This window comes from Streptomyces sp. MNU89, from assembly GCF_020982505.1.
Taxonomy (GTDB): domain Bacteria; phylum Actinomycetota; class Actinomycetes; order Streptomycetales; family Streptomycetaceae; genus Streptomyces; species Streptomyces xinghaiensis.
Window position 1 is genome coordinate 2,385,045 of record NZ_JAJKLL010000001.1, and the last position, 18,619, is coordinate 2,403,663.

The window sequence follows — 18,619 nt, forward strand, 5'->3', positions numbered from 1 at the left end:
TGCGGTTGATCAGCTGCGTACGGTGCGAACCAGCAGGTCGGTGAGCAGGCGGACGTCGTTGGGAGTGTTCTGCAGGCCGTTCCAGCGACGCTGCTCGCCGTCGGCGAAGCGCCACATGCCGGAGGTCCAGGCGGTGATCGGCAGCAGGCCCAGGACGGCGTTGCGAACCGCGTCGCAGTCTACGTCTTCGGCAGGCATACCGTCGGTGAGGCTGTCCATAACGAAGCCCATGGCCTGGATGCCGGCGCCGTGGGTGAGCCGGGACTGGCGGGGCGGGAGTTTCCAGGCGTCGCTGAAGGTTTCCTTGACGATGGTCCAGAAGGAGCGCAGGTGCAGCAGCATGCGGTCGACGTCACCGGAGCCGTCTTCGGGGTTGCGGTACTGGTAGAGAGCGCCCTCAAAGAGGCTGTGCTCCAGCATGCGGAGAATGGCAGTGTCTTTGATGTTGCCGTTGGGTGAGGTGGGGCTGGCGATGCGGCCGTAGAAGGGGCCCTGGCCGTCGGTGTTGAGGCGGGTCATCAACTGCGCGGGCAGGCGCTTCCGGGCGTAGGTGGGCGGGAGGTGGCCGCTGGTCTCGGGCAAGAGCTCGTGGATGAGGCCCTTGGGTAGCGGCTTGGTGGAGTTGACCAGGATGAACTGGGAGCGCTGGTCGTCGTGGTTGTCGGCGATGAACCCGACGGCAGCGACGGGGAATTCAACCAAGTCGGCGTCGCGGATGGCGGCGCTGCGTTGCTGGCCGTCGACAATCAGGGCGGGCTTGTCCTCGTCGGTAAGGGACTCGTCGACAGGGATCACCAGCTCGCCGGGGACGGAGTAGTCGACACCGGCAGCCCGCCGCGCCCCGCTCTCGAATCTGACGCTTTCGTCGAAGGCCAGGACCAGGGCGTTGGGGAGCATGGCGTTGTCGGACTCGAGGTAGCGGCGGATGCCGCGGATGTGGCTGAGGACCTCGGGGCGCTGGTAGCCCTGGAGGTTGCTGTCGCCGTCGCGGCGCACACGGGAGACCGCGGCGAAGCTGTGAAGTTTCTTGCCGTCGATGGCGAAGCAGTAGATCTTTCTGTCACCCTGACGGATCTCGAGCGCCGGGAGCCTGAGTTCGTATCGGTCGGCCATTGCATCTCCAGACATGTCAAAAGAAAAAGTGGGGGTTCACCCGAAGGTGAGGGAGCGCATTTTGGCCTCGAGCACGGTCAGATTATGGAATCCTCGGCGCTTGTTCCGCTCGGTTCCCCGGAATATTGCGATCTCGATGCCGTGTTTCTTGCACAGGGCGCAGGGACAGGTGCGCCAGGGCGCGTCGCTGAGAGTGCGCTCGTAATATGCGAGATAGCTCTTCTTCTTCGGGTCGAGGACGAGCGACTCGTAGGCGGCGAGAGCGCCCAGTACTTCTTCGAGCGAGTCCTCTCCGCGGTCGAAACCCCGCAGTGCGCGCAGGCAGGCACGTTCTGCGGTGATGGCCTGAGCCTGGGAGACGCTTCCGGACAGGATGAGGCGTTTGAGTGCGGGGTTAGCGTCGACTTGGGGGACCCTGATGGCGGTGTAGGCGCCGGTGGCGGTGTGGTAGTTGTTACGGTCGTCCATGAAGGCCTGACGGAAGGCGGAGGTGCTGTCGAAGCTGGTCACGCCGTGGCGGGCGAACTGCTCCATGCTGTCGACGCGATTGATGCCGAGAAGGTGCAGTTCGGTGTCGTGATGGCGTACTTCGTCGATGGCTCGCAGGCAGGCCAGAATCTCGTGGGACTTGAGGGGTACCATGCCGCCGAGGGCGATACGGCGATATCCCATTTTCTGCAGTTGCGCGACGGAGTGGGCGTAACTGTCGGGCCCCCATCCCTGGGCGGCGCCAACGAGTTCGAAGCAGGCGCCGTGCTTTTTTGCCGTGGCGAGAAATTTCTCGGCGAGTTCCAGAGAGATCTGCTGGCGTTCCACCCACGCCGCTTCTGGTTCCGTGCCGGATTCTTGAGGAATGTAGCCGAAGATGATGTGGTCGATGCTGATGCCGGCGTCGAATCCGCATCGGCCGTAGAAGTCAAGGACTTCGTCGACTTCGTAGGGTGGATGCTCCTCATCGATGTAATTGAAGGCGCCGCAGTCTCCAATTGTGGAGCATTCATCAGGGAGGCGGAAGAACTTCCTCACGCCCAGGCGGTAGAAGCGCTCGCGCTGCGGTGCAGAGTATTTCCCTGCGCCCTTCATGGATCCGTCGACAATCGCCTTGCTGACAAGCATCCCGTCGTAGGGGATCGGTGTCACGGCCTGGTGGGCGTAGACGTCATCACGCTGACGGACTCGGTAGGGCGAGTACTCATCGTTGACGAAGTCGTATGTGGGGCTCACCAGATCCTGGCTGTCAGGGAAATAGAATTTCACGCGGCCTTTGCCTTTTCCTGCACATAGATACGGAGGAGGTAGTTCGACAGGGTGCTGATGTGGCGGGGGTTGTTCTGGAGTTCGTTCCAGGGGGTGTTCAGGTCGGGCCAGCGCCCCTGGGTCCAGCGGCAATGCGGGGCGATCAGGGCGAGTTCGGCCCGCGCCAACTCCACGGCATGGGGTGAGGCGGGGTCGATGGCCATCATGACGCGGTCCATCAAGCGTCCCATGGAGCGGATGCCGACGCCGTGCATCAGCCGACTCCTGGTCGCCGGCAGCCCCCACGCGTCAGGGAAGGTGTCGCGCACGGCGGTCCAGTAGACGACGAGGATCTGGCGGATGGTGGCCGTGTCGACCGTGCCATTGGACAGATTTTTGTAGGGAAAGAAGGCGCCTGACGGGGAGTTGAGGGATTCCTGGATGGCCGTGGTGAGGCTGTTGTCGGTGACGACGGCATCCGTCTTCTGCTCGGCCGTGGTGGACGGGCGACGCACGAGGCCTCGGAAGGGTGAGTCCTTGTCGTGATTGAGGGCCTCGACCAGCACGGCGGGGAGCTTGCGGGCGGAGAGCTTGGTCGGCAGCAGGGTGCCGACTTCCGGGAGGAGTTCGGTGACGAGGTTGGTGGGCAGCGGGGATACCGTGTTCACGCGCAGGAACTGGTCGCGCTGGGTCTCCAGGTCTTCGGCGACGAAGCCGGCGATGGTCACGGCCAGGCGGGAGTTACGGGTGCGGGCCAGGGCGAGGCTGCGCTGTTGGCCGTCGACGATCCAGGCGGGCCGAGGGGCGTCGGGGGCATCGGGCAGGGAGATTTCCAGCGTGCCCGAGGTGCACAGGCCGTCACTGCTCCCCGGGCCCGGGCTGGACTTGAACCGCACACTCGAAGGCAGCGCCATGATCAGCCCGTTGGGAAACAGGACCTCCTCGCCATCCAGGTACTCGAGGATCTGCTTCACGTGCTGTTTCTTCTCGGGACGTTGGTAGCCGATCAGTTTGCCCGCTTCGTCTCGGGAGATTCGGGCAACGTCGGCGACCTGGTGGACCTCTTCTGCCGCCAAGGTGAACACATACAGCGGGATCGTGGGGTGCTGCTCGATCCGCAGAGCCCGACGCTTAAGCACATTGGAGGTCATCGTTGGCCAATCGTTGACGAGTACAGTCCTGCGAAGCGCCTTTGTTCGCAGGCCATCCCCTTGTCTCTCAGTAGGCGTAGTAGGCGCGTGCGGGACGAGTCTGGGTATCGGCTTTTCATGTCTTTGATGAAGTCGATCACCGCAGCGTCCGACATCGGCGTGCGGGCGTAGCGTTCCGGGCGGGCCGCCTGCCCAACCCAGGTCGTCCAACGCTCTGTGGCGGCAGGGGTAGTGAGGCGGCCGGGTGTGCAGTGCTGCAGCCAGGCTGCCGCCATGCGGGCGTTGAGGCTGGTGAGAGTGCCGCCCAGGGCGTTGCGCAGGGCGGCGTTGGCTGGAATGCGCAGCACGCCGTCCAGGTCGCAAGCGCCCCCGATGAGCACTGCGTCCGCTCCGCTGGCCGCCAGGGCGAGCAGGTCGCGATGCATGGCTTGGGCGTACGTCTCGGACAGCACCACAAGAATTCGCCCAGCAGAAGCTGCAATCTTGGACAAGTTGCGACTTCCGTCCATGCGCTGTAGATGACCCCACCAGTCGACCGCCTGGGAGGTGGAGGAAGCCACGGAATCTGCGTGTCGAGACATGAAAGTGGCCGCGTAGGACGGGGCGAGACTGGAGACTGATCGCAGACCCAGTCCCGCCGAGGCCACATACAGTCGGGGGGCGAAGCCAGCGTGGGTTGCAACAGCAGCCAGGGCTTGAGCACGCCTCCACTGGTCCCCTTGGTAGAGATGCGCCAACTCCACCCGCCCCTCGGAGGCGATCCGCAGGCGGCGTTCCCACTCCGCGGCCCTCTCGGGCAGGTCCGCGGCGGGCAGATCGCGGGCCCGCAGGGCGGCCATGGGGGGTGAGGCCTTCCGGTCCGTGCACGTGACCACGATGGGCAACTCGTTCACTGCGGATCGACCTCTGGATTCCTTAACTCGTCTGCTGTCGTGGTTACTGTAGCCGGTAGTTACCGGGGTAGGCTTCATCTGCCTCAAGTGAGGCAACTGGACATCAGATAAGGGGTGACAGCATGGACCGTCCCGCGATCGTGCTGCTGAGCGGCGGCCTGGACTCGACCACGGTGCTGGCCATCGCCAAGGACCAGGGATTCACTCCCTACGCGCTCAGCTTCCGCTACGGTCAGCGCCACTCCATCGAACTGGAGGCAGCCCAGCGGGTCGCCCAGGCGCAGGGGGTGGCCCGGCACGTCATCGCCGACATCGATCTGCGGGTCTTTGGCGGCTCTGCCCTGACCGCCGACATTGAGGTACCCAAGCACGAGTCCCTCCAGGACACGCCCCAGTCCGGGGTACCGATCACATACGTGCCGGCCCGCAACACCATCTTCCTGTCGTTCGCGCTGGCCTTCGCCGAGACCGTCGGCGCCAGCGACATCTTCACCGGGGTCACGGCCGTGGACTACAGCGGCTACCCCGACTGCCGCCCCGAGTACATGGAGGCCTTTGCCGCGATGGCCAACCTGGCAACCCGAGCCGGCGTCGAAGACACTTCCAAGATCACACTGCACTCCCCCCTGATCGCACTGTCCAAGGCCGACATCGTCCGCGAGGGCCTGCGCCTGGGCGTGGACTACTCCCTGACCTCCTCCTGCTACGACCCCGACGAACAGGGACAGGCTTGCGGCAAGTGCGAGACTTGCCTGCTGCGCCTGAAAGGCTTCGCCGAGGCCGGCGTGAAGGACCCAGTCCAGTACCAGAGCGCCTGAGCATGACCTACCTGATCAAGGAAATCTTCTACACCCTCCAAGGGGAAGGCAGTCACGCAGGACGCCCTGCAGTCTTCTGCCGCTTCTCGCGCTGCAACCTGTGGACCGGACGGGAACGCGACCGCGCCCGCGCCATCTGCCAGTTCTGCGACACCGACTTTGTCGGCACCGACGGCGAAGGCGGCGGCCGCTTCACCACAGCTGACGACCTGGCCACCGCCGTGGAGGCCGCCTGGCCCACTGCCGATCGCGCACACCGGTTCGTGGTGTGCACCGGAGGAGAACCTCTACTGCAGTTGGACGAGAACGCCATCCAGGCGCTCCACGACCGCGGCTTCGAAGTCGCAGTGGAAACCAACGGCACCCGCCCGGCACCCCGGGGTATCGACTGGCTTTGCGTGAGCCCCAAGGTCGGCTCCACCCTGGTCCTCACTCACGGCGACGAACTCAAACTGGTCTATCCCCAGGCCGGCGGCGACCCCGCCCAGTTCGAAGACCTCAACTTCCGCCACTTCAGATTGCAACCACTGGATGACGCTAATCGCGAGGCCCACACCCGCGCCGTCGTCGAGTACTGCATGAAGAACCCGCGCTGGACTCTTTCTCTCCAGACGCACAAGTATCTGGGACTTCAGTAATGGAAATCTTTCGCGAGTTCACCTTCGAAGCAGCCCACCGCCTGCCGCGTGTCCCAGAAGGACACAAGTGCGCTCGCCTCCACGGCCACTCCTACAAGATCACCGTGCACGTAGAAGCGCCAGTGGATGCGGAAGCAGGCTGGGTAATGGACTTCGGCGACGTCAAGCGCGCATTCAAGCCCATCGATACACAACTAGACCATTACTACCTGAACGACATCGAAGGATTGGAAAATCCCACCAGCGAGAACCTGGCCCGCTGGATCTGGGACCGGATGATCGTGGAACTCCCCATCCTGTCAGCGATCACCGTGCGCGAGACCTGCACCTCTGGTTGCACCTACCGAGGCGAGTAGCGGCATGCACGACATCCAAAACGAGCCCGATTACCGCGGCATCGCCATCGACGAAGTAGGGATCAGCGGCCTGCGCTACCCCGTCACGTTCGATGACGGCCACACGCGCCAGCACGGCATCGCCGACATCAGCGTCACCGTTGGTCTGCAGGCCAACCGGCGCGGCACCCACATGAGCCGCATGATCGCCCTGGTGCACGAGGAAGTGGCCACCCTCGCCCCGCAGGAGTTGCCCATCGTTCTCAAACGGGGGCTCACCCTGCTCGATGCCCCTCGTCTGACCCTGACGCTGGCCCTACCCCTCGCCACGACCGTGACCGCGCCCGCCAGTCAGCGGCAGTCATGGCAGACCCACGACGTCACCATCACCGGCAGCATTGCCGCCGACGGTTGCACCATCACCACCACGGTGACCGCCGACGTCACCAGTCTATGCCCGTGCTCCAAGGCCATCTCCGACTACGGGGCTCACAACCAGCGCAGCGAGATCACCCTCACTATCAGCGGGACCACGGACGCGCCCTACCCGCTGGCTGTCCACGAAGTCGTCGACCTGCTGCGCAGCGCCGGCTCCGCTCCTGTCTTCCCCCTCGTCAAGCGGCCCGACGAACGGGTCGTCACCATGCAGGCCTACGAACATCCCGTCTTCGTCGAAGACATCATCCGTGATGTAAGCCTTGTATGCCGCAAAAAAGGGCTGAGCCACGCAATCCGGGCGAAGAACCTGGAGAGTATTCACAGCCACGACGCCATCGCCAGCCTGACTTACACCAACTGAACCCCCGAACAGGACCGGAAGTTGGAAGAGCGGACGCCATCGCCAGCCTGACCTACACCGTGCCTACGGCCCCTGCCCGCGGCAAAGTATGGCTTCGCCCGAGCCGGCGGAAGCGTCCACTGGCGGCTGTGCACACACCACACCATCATATGTAGCGGGCTGGCGCTCGCGACGCTGACTGGCGCGCTCACCATTCAGAGAACCTGCCCGAGTCCCTGAGCGCGGCATAGCCTGCCCTCCCCCCGGGGCCTGCCACCTTTGGCATGCGCTTCCCTCGCACCGCAGCGCGAACCGACGCCATGAGGAGCTCCGCGTCGTGCGCAGTACTGTCTGCACGTTCGCCTCACCGCCCGTCGGCCGCTGGAGCCGAGCGCAGCACCCCACCGTCGAAACAGAAAGTAGATCGTGAAGGCCCCCGCTCCTGCCGGTATCGCCACGCTCATCGCCTACATCGCCACCATCCCGGCCGCCAACTTGGCCGTCACCCACTTCGGCGCGATACCCACCGGCCTCGGTTACGTCGCGCCCGCCGGCGTCTACGTCGTCGGCCTGGCGCTCGTCCTGCGCGACCTTGCGCGTGAGGCGACCGGCCGTGGCGCCATCCTCGCCGCCATAGCAATCGGCACCGTCCTCTCATACCTCCTCGCTGATCCCAGCCTCGCCACTGCCTCAGCGGTCGCCTTCGCCATCGCTGAAACCATGGACTTCGCCGTCTACGAGCCCCTGCGCCAGCGAGGACTACTCATTGCGATACTCGCGTCGAACGCCGTCGGCCTTCTCGCCGACAGCCTCCTCTTCCTCTACCTTGCCTTCGGTTCCCTCAATTACCTGCCTGGACAAATCCTCGGCAAAACATGGGTGACCCTCGCGGCCGTCATAGTCCTGGCGCTACTGCGCCGCCGTTACCGCGTTATAGCCTGAGCGTCCCTACGCGGGTGCCCACGGGCGCAGGGGACGGAGCAGCAGTGGGGCTTCAGGTGAGCCGGGAACTCGTGGCACCGAGGTGCTGGAGGGTCAGGTGGGTGACGAGGAAGCCACCGTGCTCCGCGGTCACCGCCTCGCGGCTGTTCTGCCCGCTGCCCAGTTGGCAGACCGCGCTCCATGCCGCGCGCAACGGACATAGTTGTTCGGGTCGGCGGCGGAGACGGACGCCGACCCGGAACGCCCTTCAATCGCGCGCCAGGATAAAGCGAAAGGAGAGGCTCATACTGGAGCGGACCCCAGCGGAACGAGAACTCGCCTGCTCGTTCACCCAAGAAAGCACGAGATTCAACGTCCGTGGCCTGCAGATCGATCACCACCGCGACCGCAGCGTGACGATGACGTACCGGCTTGGCATCGAGCAGCCGAATCATCCGGAAGAACGATGGGAAGTCGCGCTGCCGTGGGGCGACACGTCCTTCGTAGATGTCCTCACTTCACCTGCGCCCGAGCCTGGTCGACTGGACATGTTGGCTTCCTTGGTCCGCAGCCTCCTGGGGGAATGGTGGGCGACCAAGGGGTATGAGCGGCAGGCGGCGAAGATGGGGCGCCGCTTGTGATGGGCTGACCTGATGGTCCAGCACACGGTGGCGATCGCACCCGGGAGGGCGCTCCTGTCGGAAGCGCTCAGTGAAGCGCTGGGCTGCCTGGCCCGCCCGGCCTCCCGGCTCCCCTGCCGACCGTTCCGCTGGGTCAACCGCCCCGGCGGAAAGAGAGCCCCGCGATTACGGACGTTCCGCGCGTTGGGCGGGGGCGGACGGTCCAGGCCGTGGCGAGGGTGTCGACGAGGAGGAGGCCCCGGCCGCTCTCGGAGTTCGCGTCCGGGTGGGTCAGTGTCGGCTTGCCTGTGCCCGGGTCGGAGACGGCGAGCCAGTAGTGCCCGTCGGCCGGCCACAGGACGAGCTCGATCAGTTCCTCTTCCTCCCGGCAGGCGCCGTGGCGGATGGCGTTGGTGACCAGCTCGGAGGTCAACAGGCCGAGGTCGTCGCCGAGGTGAGGCCGAAGGGCCTGCGGCAGCGATGCGGCGACGGCGTGCCGGGCATGCCGTACGGAGGTGGGGTGGGCGGGGAAGCGCCAGTGGGCGGGTACGAGGGGATCTCGGGCATGGCGAACTCCAGTGCGCTGTAACGGGTTTGGGGTTGCCGGTGGCCTACCGCCCTGGTCGCAGGCACACCCGCCCCAGGGCAGGCGGGCATGCTCGCGCGGTGCGCTTCCGGCATTGCGGTGTGTAGCGTGCGCGATACTGACGGTAGAACAGTGGGGGCCACATTTGCCATACGGTTCGTAACAATGGCCTCGATGCGGTGAACTTGTGCCCATAGTCAGGACGATGCACGTGCGGCACGGAGGGAACGACATGCCACCAAGGACGAGCCCCACCCAACGCCAGAAGCGTCTGGGAAGTGAATTGCGCAGGATGCGCACCACAGCCGGCATGTCCGCGGAGTACGCCGCGGGGCTCCTCGGCGTCGACCGAAGCAGGATCTCCAACATGGAGTCCGGGCTGCGTGGAATCAGCACCGAACGGTTGCGCACGCTGGCCTGCAACTGTGACTGCACGGACGAGAAGTACATCGACGCCTTGGCCGAGATGGCGGAGCCGAGCGAAACAGGCTGGTGGGAACGCTACCGGGGCAGCTTGCCTCAAGGCTTGCTGGACATCTCCGAAACCGAGGCCAACGCGGTACGTCTACGAGGCGCGAACACCGTGCACGTCCCGGGGCTGCTCCAGACATCGGTGCACGCCATGGCCGTCTTCCGCGCCGTCATCCCACAGCTTCCCGAGCATGAGGTCGCTCTCCGGCTCGCGCACCGTTCCGAGCGCCAGAAGGTCATCACCGGCGACAATCCTGTCCCGTACGTGGCCGTGATCCATGAGGCGGCGCTTCGCATGCAGTTCGGCGGACGGGACGTTGCCCAGGCACAGTTGGAGTACCTGCTGGAGGTCTCCGAGTGGGATAACGTCACGCTGCTCGTCCTTCCCTTCAGCCACGGTGCCTTCCCCGGGGCAGGGCACACGGTTGTCTACACCGAGGGCCCTGTGCGGCAGCTCGATACCGTGCAGGTGGACAACTCTCATGGGCCTGTCTTCCTGTATGCCGACGGCCAGCTCACGAAATACCGGGCGCAGCTCGACCTGTTGGAAGAACTGGCACTCTCCCCGGAGCAGTCCCGGGACTTCATCCGCCAGATCACCCAACAGCTATGAGGAGAAGATAGATGGCTGACATCACCTGGGAAGCGCCGCTCTGCGGCGAAGGCAGTTCCTGCTTCCGCCTCGGCACCGATGCCGACGGGAACGGCTACATAGCCGTCAACGGCCAGGAGGAGCGCTACCTCACCGACTCCCTCGAAGCCCTGCGCACCCTCATCACCGACATCAAGGCCGGCAAGGCCGACCATCTGCTGTAGGACTGCCGCGCGCGTCGCCGCCGGGCGGCAGCACCGGGCACGGCTTCCCATGTAGCGGGGGTCGGGTCCCCTGCCGGGGCGCCCGGCATGAGGTGCCCAAAGACGCCGTCACCAGCAAGATGCGCTGAGGCCGGGGTCTTCGCGTATGTGCGGGTGTGTGCTGCCCGGAGCGGGCGTCTGTCGGGGGCTGCGGGCTATTCGTGGGCCGGCGGTCGGAGACGGACGCCCAGGGTGGTGGGCGTTTCTGCTGCCGCGGTCCGGGCCTCCGCGAGCGATCGCTGTACGTCGCCCACCAGGTTCCGGAGGCGTCCCGGCCGTACGCCCTCGTGTTCCATCCACTCGTCGAGGCGGGGACGCAAGTGCCGCGCCATGCCCAGACCGTGGCGGCGCAGCACTGAGCGGTGGATCGAGATCTCCTCCTGTACTTCTCGTCGGAGTTCATCGGTCCAGCCCTGCGCCCGGTCGTCCTCGCGCAGCGGGGACTTGAGAGCGGCCACCGCTGCGTCGAGGACCGCGAGTACGGTCGTGCCGGGTGTCACGGTCACGGCTTCACAGGGGCTGAGGCGCCCGCGTCCAGCTCGTTCTCCGCCGCCCGGATCGCCGCCTCCGGCCGCTGGCCCGGGATGTGGTCGTCCACCACCGGCTTGCCCATCGCCGCCGCGATGTGGTCCTGGAGGACCTTCCGCCGTTCCTCGAAGAAGGCGTCGAAGGCGTCGGCCCGCATCAGCCCGGGGTTCGCGAGGTGTGTCCTGACGCGTTGCTCGACGCCCTCCGGGCTGGTCTCGGCCGCCTTGGCGAGCCGCTGGAGGTACTCGGACGGTGCGTGGCCGCCGATGATCCGGTTGGTGCGTGCCGTCAGCGGTGTCTTGTTGACGACGGAGTTGTAGACGGAGCGCTCGTGACCGTTCTTCTGGCACCAGGCCTGCGGAAAGATGTGATGGATGTCCATCGCCTCGTCGAAGTAGACGCTGACCTCCGCCTTCTCCCCCGTCCGCCAGTCCGCCGCGCCCGCCTTGAGCAGGAGCGCGTAGATGCCCTTGTACGCGGCGCTCTGCCGGGTCCGCAGGGTCAGCAGGCGGCTCGCCGCGAACTGTGCCTGGGTGACCGTGCGGGGTTCCTGCGTCGAGCCGTGGATCCAGTCGACGACGTCGGGCAGGTCGAGGTTGAACCGGGTCTCCGTCGTGCCGCCGTACAGCTCGCCGAACACTCCGCACCAGTACCAGCGGGCCAGTTTCTCCTGCGCGCCCGCGGTCTCCGCGTCCGTGCCGGCGAGGGCGAAGATCGCGGCCAGCGGGATGAGCTGCGTGCCGTACGGGAGGAAGCGCGTGTCGAAGACGAACTGCCGGCGCAGGAATCTGGCGGCGGCCTTGAAGCCGGCGACGACGTCGGGCGCGTAGCCCCGGTAGTCCTCGAGGCTCAGCGCGAGCATGTCCTTGCGCTTGCAGCCGATGCGCGGCAGGCGCTCCTCGTCCGTACCGGCCCTTTCCTCCCGGCGCCGCCGCTCGGCGGTGGCGAGGAGAGTGACCGCCTGGAGGAAGTCGGTGTTGGAGACATCCCGCAGGATGGCGTACTCGGGCGCGTCCCAGGCGGAACGGCACTCAAGCCAGTGATGCCGCAGATCGAACTCGTCGGCCGCGTACGTCGCCGTCAGCAACTCGAAGACGGTGAGCGTGACTCCGCCCGTGTTGACCTTCTCGAAGACCTGGCACACGGCCTGGCGCGGGGTGTCCTTGCCGAGTTCGATGACCGGGAAGTGGTAGAGGTCGAACGACCGGACGAAGCCGTCCCGGAAGCCGTACCAGAGCTCCATCGCGTCCGGTGCGAAACCCCAGTGGCGGGCGAAGCCGTCGCCCCAGGAGTTGTCGAAGAGGCACCGCAGCGGGAAGACGCGGTGCCGGTACTCCAACTCCCGTGTGGAGTAGTCCTCCAGGACCTCGCCCCGGAAGTTCACCACCTTGCGTGAGGGCGGGATGAAGCGGATCGCGTCCTCGCGGTCCTCGTTCTCGTCGAGTGCCTTGGCCATGTCGACGTAGAACCAGCCGCTCACCCGGCGTTTGCGCTCGTCCTGGGTCTCCACCGGACTGTCCATCGCGAGCGACTGGAACAACGAGGTGAGCCGCTGCTGCCCGTCGAGGACCAGCGACTCCGGCTGCACCTGCCCGTCCGGGACCGCCCCTTCGATCGGCCGGTACTTGAACCGGACGTCCCCGCCGCCCTGGAGCAGCATCACCGTCCCGATCGGGTAGTTGAGGGACACCGAGGCCAGCAGACTCGCGATGTTGGGCCAGGGCCAGACCCAGCCGCGCTGGAACTCGGGCAACTGGATCTTCCCCGCCTCGACCTGCCGCAGCAGATCCCGCAGGGGCCGCTTGTCGATGCTGAACGTCTCGGTCGCCACATGTCCTCCTGGTACTGCACAACACGTTCGTCGGTGCTCGGTCGCCGGACCCCGGCGGACGGGGAGCGTTCGGCTCCGCTCGGCTCCCGTCCCGCCCCCGTCGGCCCACCGGTCTATCACTTATGTCGCCCACACTGCCCGAGCTTCTGCGCTGCGGACTCTTCCTTGGTCATTTCGGTGATATCCGGGGAGGTGTCCTGCCTGCTGTGCAGGACCTGGCGGGCGGCGGACGGACCCCCGGGCGCCGCCGGCGGATCCGTAACGCGGGGTGGGTCAGGCCAGTTTCAGGCGCTGGGTGAGGTGCTGGAGCATGCTCCAGGTACGGGGGTCGGTTCCGTCGCCGAGGTGGTAATGGAGGCCGGGGCGGGCTGCGGGGCCGAGGTGGGCGGGGTGAGGGCGAGGGGTGGGTGGAGAGCGCGGGTGTCCTCCATGTGCTTGGTCTCGTGGGGACCGAGGGTGAAGGAGACGGGGACGGGCGGGGGTTCGAAGTGCGGGGGACGGACAGGTCCCGGCGGGCCGTGCGGAGTGAGGTGAGCAGGGTGGTCAGGCCGTGTTCGGTGACCAGTGTTTCGGCCAGGGATTCGATGGCGTCCAGCGGCGGAGTCTCGTCCTTGGCGTAGCCGAGGGTGAGGGTGACGGCCTCCTCGATTCCGCCGGGGGTGCGGGTGACGCGCAGGGTGGCCAGGGCCGGGCGCTCGGGGTGGCCGATGGCGATCAGCCAGGTGGGGTGGGGCGCCGGCGGCGGGCGAAGTCGGTCAGGCGGCGGGTGGACCAGGGGAGGTTGACGGGTTCGGCGGTGCTCCAGCCGGCGGGGGCGGCGCCGGTGAGGTGCTGCCAGGCGGTTTCCAGGGCGGTGCCGAGGACGAGGTTCTCGTCGGCGGGGCGGCGGGTGTGCAGGGAGAGGACGAGCTGGCGTTCGCCGGTGTCGGCGGGGGCGGTGAAGGCCTCGGCGAGGGAGGTGTTGCCGTCGGCGTCGGTGACGGGGGTGAAGATGCCGCCGTGCCAGTGGAGCCGGGCGCCGGAGAGGCCGTCGTAGTAGCCGTTGTCCCGGTCCTGGACGACCCATCGGTTGGGGTGGCCGTGCAGGGCGGTGCGGGTGGGCAGGGTGAGGCGTGTGGTGGGCTGGGTGACGATCTGCAGGGCGCGGTCGTCGGCCGTCGCGCTGCGGAGGGCGTCGGAGAGCCAGCTGGTCATGGCGACCACGGGACGGTCCTGGATGACCACGGCCGCCCGCGTGGTGAGGACGTCGACCGCCGGGACGGAGGCGGGTGGTACGGGGATCGCGGTGATGTCGGAGCTGAGCGGGACGACCTCGGTGGAGGCCGCCTCCGGGGGCCACACCGCGCCGTCGAGGACGTGGGCGAGGCGGCCGGCGAAGGAACCCGCCAGCCGGCCGCCCTCGGCGACGGCCGTGGAGGCACGGGCCTCCGTCCACCACACCGGGCCGTCCGGGATGTCGGGGCCCGTGCCGGTTCCGGCCCTGGTTCCGGTTCCGGCTCCGAGGAGGCGGTCCGTCTCGCCGGGGACCTGGACGAGAAGCGGTGCTTCGACGGAGGCCAGGGGACGGCCGTCGGCGGCGCAGAGCTGGATGACGGCCCCGTCGGCCAGGGTGTTCACCCCGAGGTCGGGGCCGCCGGCGTGGAGGCCTGCCAGCAGGGTGCGCAGGTCCGGCATCTTGGGTGTGAGGGCGATGACGTCCTTGGTCACGGGCGCGCGGTGTCCTCGGCTTTGACAGGGGTGGCGGCGGTCCGGGCGATCCTGCGGGAGGCCGCAGCCGGCATGACCGTCGTCGGCCCGGCCTCCCTCCCGGCGGCCGCAGTGCCTGCGGCGGCCTCGCCCCGGGGTGCCGTGGGCGCGTTGGGCTGGTGCGTCGTCACGTGGGGAACTCGCCCAGCCAGCTGTGCTGCAGCAGGTGCTTGGGCAGGTACTCCGATTCCACCTCGATGGGCAGTTCCCCGTCATAGGCGAGGGAGGCGATGGCGAGGGGCCCGAGGGCGATGCTGCCGTCGATGTCCGTGACCCGCTCCTCGGTCAGGGTCCAGTACGCCTGGTGCAGTTTCAGGGCCTCCACCAGGGCGGGGCTGAAGCCTGCCTCGTCCCGGCGCACGAAGTGGTAGAAGAGGTTGATCGGCGGATAGAGAAGGCCCTGCAGCAGATCCTTCGGCGCGATCCGCGCCACGGAGGGATCCGACGCTTCGAACGTGGCGGTGAGCTTCTCCACCAGCCCCGGCCGCCGCAGCCAGTACGTCTGCAGGGTGTCCACCCAGTGGTAGATGTACTCGTCGTACTGCCCCTCCGGCGAGCGCAGGCGCTCCAGGGGGACCTCGCACAACTGCGTCATGCGCTGCCGCTCACGGCAGATCACCGCCAGCCAGAACGCTGTCAGCCAGGTCCCTGCATCGGCCGTCGACATCGGACCGGTGGCCGGGAGGCTGCGCATCTTCCGGTTGATACGGCACTCGACCCTCCCCTCGCTCACCCCCGTCACGGCGAAAAGCGCCGAGCCGAGCTGCATCGCGTTGACCGCGGCCTCCCACGTCTCCACCGCCGCCGCCCGCGGATCGATGACACAGCGAGCACGCAACGTCATTACCGCCGTGCCGAACAGCGAGTCGATCACCGCCGTCGACTCTTCAAGGCGGTCAATACCCCTGAGCAAGTGCTCGTTCGCCCGCTCCGCGAACCGCTCGGCCTCTGGTCCTGCCGGCAGTTCATGCCGGGCGATGTGTACGGTCACGGAAGAGTCCCCTTGCTGATGTCGAACCGCCGGTACTGGTAGCCAGTGTAAGTCCCCGCGTTTTTCTCACCCTTGACGACGGTGTATTCCAGCTTGCCTTGCTCGAGCGCCATTTCCATGGACTCCACAAGCTCGAATTCACCACGCCTCTTCATGGCCTCCATAATGTCGAGGAAATACTCCCTGCTGCCTTGCGATACTTGCCGACCGCCTGGCAGCGTGCGCCTGCCGAGTTCGGTCCCGGGGCTGCTCTTGGCCTCGATGACGACGATGCGGCCGTCCTCGTGCTTCCAGACCTGGTCGAACTGGTCGTTGCCGTTCTTCGGGCCGAGGAGCGGCTGTTCCGTGAAGTCCGGGTAGCGCTCGGCGACGTAGTGGTGCCGGGCCGCGGACTCGCCGAATTCCTCGGCCGCGTCCCCCATCGCGGTGTGGGACTCCTTGTACGTCCCCTTGGCCTCTCCCCACTGCGCGGCCGAGTCGGGGGTTCCCTGGGCGTCGTGGGCCCTGCCGGTCTCGGCTTTCCAGTCCGCGACGATGTTGTCCCACCGCACGGCGAAATGGCGATTCTGCGCGGCCTCGTCCAGAATCCTGAGCCGTGCCTTGCTGGTGACGGTGTCCGCCCCCACGCTGATGTAGTCCTCGTCGAGGAAGTGCGGCTTCGGCGGCGCCGGAACGTCCTTGGCCCGGATCCACGGGGCATGGTCCGACAGCCGGGTGAGCTGAGGCGGGGTGAAGCCGCTCTCGTCGTAGACCTCCAGGCTTTTCCGCGTGCCGTCTTTCCTGTAGTAGTGCTCGCGGTATCCCGGCTCGTGGTTGGCGCGGTAGACCTGGATCTCCTCGATCTGCTGCAGCGTGAGCGATCCGCGAGGCCCGTACGGGTTGGCTCCATCGCGCATGTAAGCGGGGCGCTGTCCTTCCGGGGACCGGCCGGGCACGCCGCCGTCCGGCCCGGTCGCGCCGGCTGTTCCGTCGCCGGCCGTTCCGTCGCCGGTGGTGTCGTGGCCGGCCGTGTGGCCGCCGGCCGTGTCGTCGGCGGCCCGGCCGAGATCGTCTGCGCCGCCTGCCCCATGACCGCCGGAGCCGGGGACGCCACCACCGTTGCCGCCCTGTCCGGCGCCGCCGTGTCCGTTGCCGGCCTGCCCGCTGCCACCCGTTCCCGTACTCCGCGCGGACGTCTCGGGACCGGCAGCGTGTGCGGCTCCGGCTCCGCCGGGTGCCGCCCCGGTGCTGCCCCGGGGCGCGGTCCCGTCCCCGCCGCCGGTGCCCGTGCCCGTGCCGGACGGTGGCTCGTGGCCGGCCCGCGGTGGGAGGTTCGGCCCCGTGTGGGCGGCGCCGTCCGGGGTGCGTGAGGTCGCGCCGACGGCGGTGAGTTCCCGGTCCCGGGCCGGTGTCTGCTCCGGCGCGGCCCGCTGCGCGTCGGCGGCCAGTTCCCGGTGCGGCGGCTGGGTGTGGACGTTGCCGTGCCTGTCGACGGGGATGAACCGGCCGTCCTCGATGATGAGTTTGGCACCGTTGGGGAGTTCCATGACGCTGTTCACGCGGTGCGCGTCCGCCGTGGCCTCGACGCCCGCGCGGACTCCCGTCGTCACCTCGGAGAGCTTCGGCAGGCCGCCGGCCGCCTTGCCGCCCAGTGTCAGGACCGCCGAGACCGGGTCGAGGTACACGCCCACCTTTCCGGCGGCGCCCGCGACCTTGGCGGCGGCACCGGCGTCGGCCGCGCCCCTCGCGGCCAGCGATCCGGCGCCGATCGTCAGGCCGTTGAAGACGACCGTCGACGCGGCGCGGGCGGGATTCTCGCCCCACATGTCCCAGGCGACCAGGCCCTTGGCGAAGTCCTTGGCGGCCTGCTTCTGCCGGACCTCGGTCTCGCTCTCCTCATCCGGTCCGATCGCCCAGTCCATGAGCGCGTCGAACGGCGCGATGGTGTACTGGCCGATACCGCTGACGACGTCCCCGAGGTGGCTCCAGGCATCCCCGGCCGCGTCCAGGCCCTCGGTGCCGAACAGGGTGCCCAGGCCCTTGAGTCCGCCCCAGATGTTGTCGACGACCAGGCCGTCCCAGAAGAAGCTCTTGGTCCAGTAGCCGACCTCCCACGCGTGGTGGGACTCACTCACCGGGCTGCCCCACGGGGTTTTCTCCGCATGCTTGAGGACCTCGGCGTCGTAGCCGTACATCACGGTCTTCTTGTTCGACGTATGGCTGCCGTCGTCCTTCACGAACTTCGGGCCGCCGACCAGCGCCGAGATCTTGGTGGCGGCCCGGCGCTCGGCCTCACGGAACGCGCTCTCCGCGGCCGCCACACCGTCCATGAGCTCTTGGTGGCGCCGGATCTTGTCCTCGTCGTACGTCCACTCGTCGTCGCCCTCCACGCTCTCCACAAACGTGAACGCGTCCGCCTTCAGCCCCTCCAGGCGCTTGGCGAGCGGGCGGGCCTCGACGGAGAAGGTGTCCAGGGCGTCGGCGACCGTCTCCAGCTTCACGGCGAAGCCGTCGGCCTTGTCCATCACCGGCTGCGTGGTGGAGAACAGCGCGTCGGCCTCCGGCGCGGTGTAGAAGGCCCCCAGCATCTGGAAGCGGGAGTGCACGTCCGAGCCGCCGTCGCGGATCCCGATGGCGTCACCGCGCAGCCGGGAGACGTCCTTGTCGAGTTGTTCGAAGTCGCCGGTGAACTGCGGTATGCCCGACGGCTCGATCACTTCTGCCGCCCTTCCCGGCCGCCGCCCTGGTCCTGTCCGGGCGGGTCGATCTTCGGGGCGGCCAGCGCCTTGCGCTGGGCGTCGGCGGCCATGTCGAGATCCGCCAGCACGTAGCACGCGGCGGCCTCACGGGCCCCGTTCACCGACTTCGCCGCCCGCGCCCCGAGGAAGAGCACCTCCTCCGCGGTCCCCTCCACGAAGAGCGCCAGAGCCGCACCGATCGCCCCGGTCGGAGCCGCCCCGCAGTACGGGCCGCTGATGGTGCCGGCCGAGGCGGCCGCACTCTCCACATCACTCGCGTACGCCTTGACGTCCTTGGCCACGTCGTCCATCGCGTCCTCGACCAGCGAGGTCACGAACTGCACACCGGACGTCGAAATGTCCCACCCGCTCATACCCATCCCCCGCCGGA

General features: G+C 67.5%; 19 protein-coding genes and 2 pseudogenes. 8 read left to right on the top strand and 13 right to left on the bottom strand.

Annotated elements, in window-relative coordinates; genetic code table 11:
• Positions 1–9: 9 nt before the first annotated feature.
• Genes dbpB (E4N63_RS10055) through E4N63_RS10070 form a run of 4 tightly spaced genes read right to left on the bottom strand, consistent with a single transcriptional unit; the run spans position 10 to position 4,060 of the window.
• Positions 10–1,113, bottom strand: a complete 1,104-nt coding sequence (gene dbpB, locus E4N63_RS10055; protein ID WP_230240460.1) for a DGQHR domain-containing protein DpdB — start codon at positions 1,111–1,113, stop codon at positions 10–12.
• Positions 1,114–1,149: 36 nt separating this feature from the next.
• On the bottom strand, positions 1,150–2,370 hold the full coding sequence (dpdA, locus tag E4N63_RS10060) for a tRNA-guanine transglycosylase DpdA (RefSeq protein ID WP_230240461.1): 1,221 nt from the start codon (positions 2,368–2,370) through the stop codon (positions 1,150–1,152).
• Positions 2,367–3,500 (bottom strand): DGQHR domain-containing protein DpdB, encoded by a 1,134-nt coding sequence (dbpB, locus tag E4N63_RS10065; protein WP_230240462.1) that lies wholly within the window; start codon positions 3,498–3,500, stop codon positions 2,367–2,369. The genes dpdA and dbpB (E4N63_RS10065) overlap by 4 nt, the downstream gene beginning before the upstream one ends.
• Positions 3,497–4,060 carry a hypothetical protein gene (locus tag E4N63_RS10070; protein ID WP_230240463.1) on the bottom strand — a complete coding sequence of 188 codons (564 nt, stop codon included), beginning with the start codon at positions 4,058–4,060 and terminating at the stop codon, positions 3,497–3,499. The genes dbpB (E4N63_RS10065) and E4N63_RS10070 overlap by 4 nt, the downstream gene beginning before the upstream one ends.
• A gap of 455 nt (positions 4,061–4,515) precedes the next feature.
• Here E4N63_RS10070 and queC point away from each other — a divergent pair, with 455 nt between their 5' ends.
• The 5 genes from queC (at position 4,516) to E4N63_RS10095 (ending at position 7,904) form a co-directional block, all read left to right on the top strand.
• The gene (gene queC, locus E4N63_RS10075) at positions 4,516–5,211 is read left to right on the top strand and encodes a 7-cyano-7-deazaguanine synthase QueC (protein ID WP_230240464.1); all 696 of its coding nucleotides are present in this window, start codon (positions 4,516–4,518) and stop codon (positions 5,209–5,211) included.
• Between the two features lie 2 nt (positions 5,212–5,213).
• The gene (gene queE, locus E4N63_RS10080; RefSeq protein WP_230240465.1) at positions 5,214–5,849 is read left to right on the top strand and encodes a 7-carboxy-7-deazaguanine synthase; all 636 of its coding nucleotides are present in this window, start codon (positions 5,214–5,216) and stop codon (positions 5,847–5,849) included.
• The gene (gene queD / locus E4N63_RS10085) at positions 5,849–6,205 is read left to right on the top strand and encodes a 6-carboxytetrahydropterin synthase QueD (protein ID WP_230240466.1); all 357 of its coding nucleotides are present in this window, start codon (positions 5,849–5,851) and stop codon (positions 6,203–6,205) included. The genes queE and queD overlap by 1 nt, the downstream gene beginning before the upstream one ends.
• Before the next feature lie 4 nt (positions 6,206–6,209).
• Positions 6,210–6,983 (top strand): GTP cyclohydrolase I FolE2, encoded by a 774-nt coding sequence (locus E4N63_RS10090; RefSeq protein ID WP_230240467.1) that lies wholly within the window; start codon positions 6,210–6,212, stop codon positions 6,981–6,983.
• A gap of 405 nt (positions 6,984–7,388) precedes the next feature.
• Complete coding sequence (locus E4N63_RS10095; protein WP_230240468.1) at positions 7,389–7,904, top strand: VUT family protein; 516 nt, start codon at positions 7,389–7,391, stop codon at positions 7,902–7,904.
• 52 nt (positions 7,905–7,956) lie between these two features.
• On the opposite strand, the gene E4N63_RS10100 is transcribed toward E4N63_RS10095, so the two are convergent.
• A complete protein-coding gene (locus tag E4N63_RS10100) occupies positions 7,957–8,097 on the bottom strand; it encodes a hypothetical protein (RefSeq protein WP_230240469.1) in 141 nt (46 codons plus the stop codon).
• Positions 8,098–8,296: 199 nt separating this feature from the next.
• Here E4N63_RS10100 and E4N63_RS10105 point away from each other — a divergent pair, with 199 nt between their 5' ends.
• Complete coding sequence (locus E4N63_RS10105; RefSeq protein WP_230240470.1) at positions 8,297–8,524, top strand: hypothetical protein; 228 nt, start codon at positions 8,297–8,299, stop codon at positions 8,522–8,524.
• A 133-nt stretch (positions 8,525–8,657) separates the two neighbouring features.
• Here E4N63_RS10105 and E4N63_RS31470 read toward each other — a convergent pair whose 3' ends face one another.
• Entirely contained in the window at positions 8,658–8,981 is a 324-nt protein-coding gene (locus tag E4N63_RS31470) for an ATP-binding protein (protein WP_125624643.1), read from the bottom strand.
• A gap of 340 nt (positions 8,982–9,321) precedes the next feature.
• Here E4N63_RS31470 and E4N63_RS10115 point away from each other — a divergent pair, with 340 nt between their 5' ends.
• Together E4N63_RS10115 and E4N63_RS10120 are read left to right on the top strand one after the other, a co-directional pair.
• Positions 9,322–10,173 (top strand): helix-turn-helix transcriptional regulator, encoded by an 852-nt coding sequence (locus E4N63_RS10115; RefSeq protein ID WP_230242424.1) that lies wholly within the window; start codon positions 9,322–9,324, stop codon positions 10,171–10,173.
• Positions 10,174–10,184: 11 nt separating this feature from the next.
• Complete coding sequence (locus tag E4N63_RS10120; RefSeq protein ID WP_125626932.1) at positions 10,185–10,376, top strand: hypothetical protein; 192 nt, start codon at positions 10,185–10,187, stop codon at positions 10,374–10,376.
• A gap of 194 nt (positions 10,377–10,570) precedes the next feature.
• Here E4N63_RS10120 and E4N63_RS10125 read toward each other — a convergent pair whose 3' ends face one another.
• The 7 genes and pseudogenes from E4N63_RS10125 to E4N63_RS10150 form a co-directional block, all read right to left on the bottom strand.
• Positions 10,571–10,921: a hypothetical protein gene (locus E4N63_RS10125; protein WP_230240472.1), complete on the bottom strand. Its 351-nt coding sequence runs from the start codon at positions 10,919–10,921 to the stop codon at positions 10,571–10,573.
• Positions 10,918–12,774, bottom strand: coding sequence for a DUF262 domain-containing protein (locus E4N63_RS10130; RefSeq protein ID WP_230240473.1), 1,857 nt, complete (start codon positions 12,772–12,774; stop codon positions 10,918–10,920). Before E4N63_RS10130 ends, E4N63_RS10125 begins: the two co-directional genes overlap by 4 nt.
• 273 nt (positions 12,775–13,047) lie before the next feature.
• A pseudogene (locus tag E4N63_RS30565) lies at positions 13,048–13,185 on the bottom strand (DUF6177 family protein); the annotation flags it as partial.
• Positions 13,186–13,300: 115 nt separating this feature from the next.
• Positions 13,301–14,736: pseudogene (locus E4N63_RS10135) on the bottom strand (DUF6177 family protein); the annotation flags it as partial.
• Positions 14,648–15,511, bottom strand: coding sequence for an immunity 49 family protein (locus tag E4N63_RS10140; protein WP_125624446.1), 864 nt, complete (start codon positions 15,509–15,511; stop codon positions 14,648–14,650). The gene E4N63_RS10140 and the pseudogene E4N63_RS10135, both read right to left, overlap by 89 nt.
• Positions 15,508–18,207, bottom strand: coding sequence for a hypothetical protein (locus E4N63_RS10145; protein WP_230240475.1), 2,700 nt, complete (start codon positions 18,205–18,207; stop codon positions 15,508–15,510). Before E4N63_RS10145 ends, E4N63_RS10140 begins: the two co-directional genes overlap by 4 nt.
• Positions 18,204–18,602: a DUF6507 family protein gene (locus E4N63_RS10150; protein ID WP_125624444.1), complete on the bottom strand. Its 399-nt coding sequence runs from the start codon at positions 18,600–18,602 to the stop codon at positions 18,204–18,206. The genes E4N63_RS10145 and E4N63_RS10150 overlap by 4 nt, the downstream gene beginning before the upstream one ends.
• Positions 18,603–18,619: the final 17 nt, after the last annotated feature.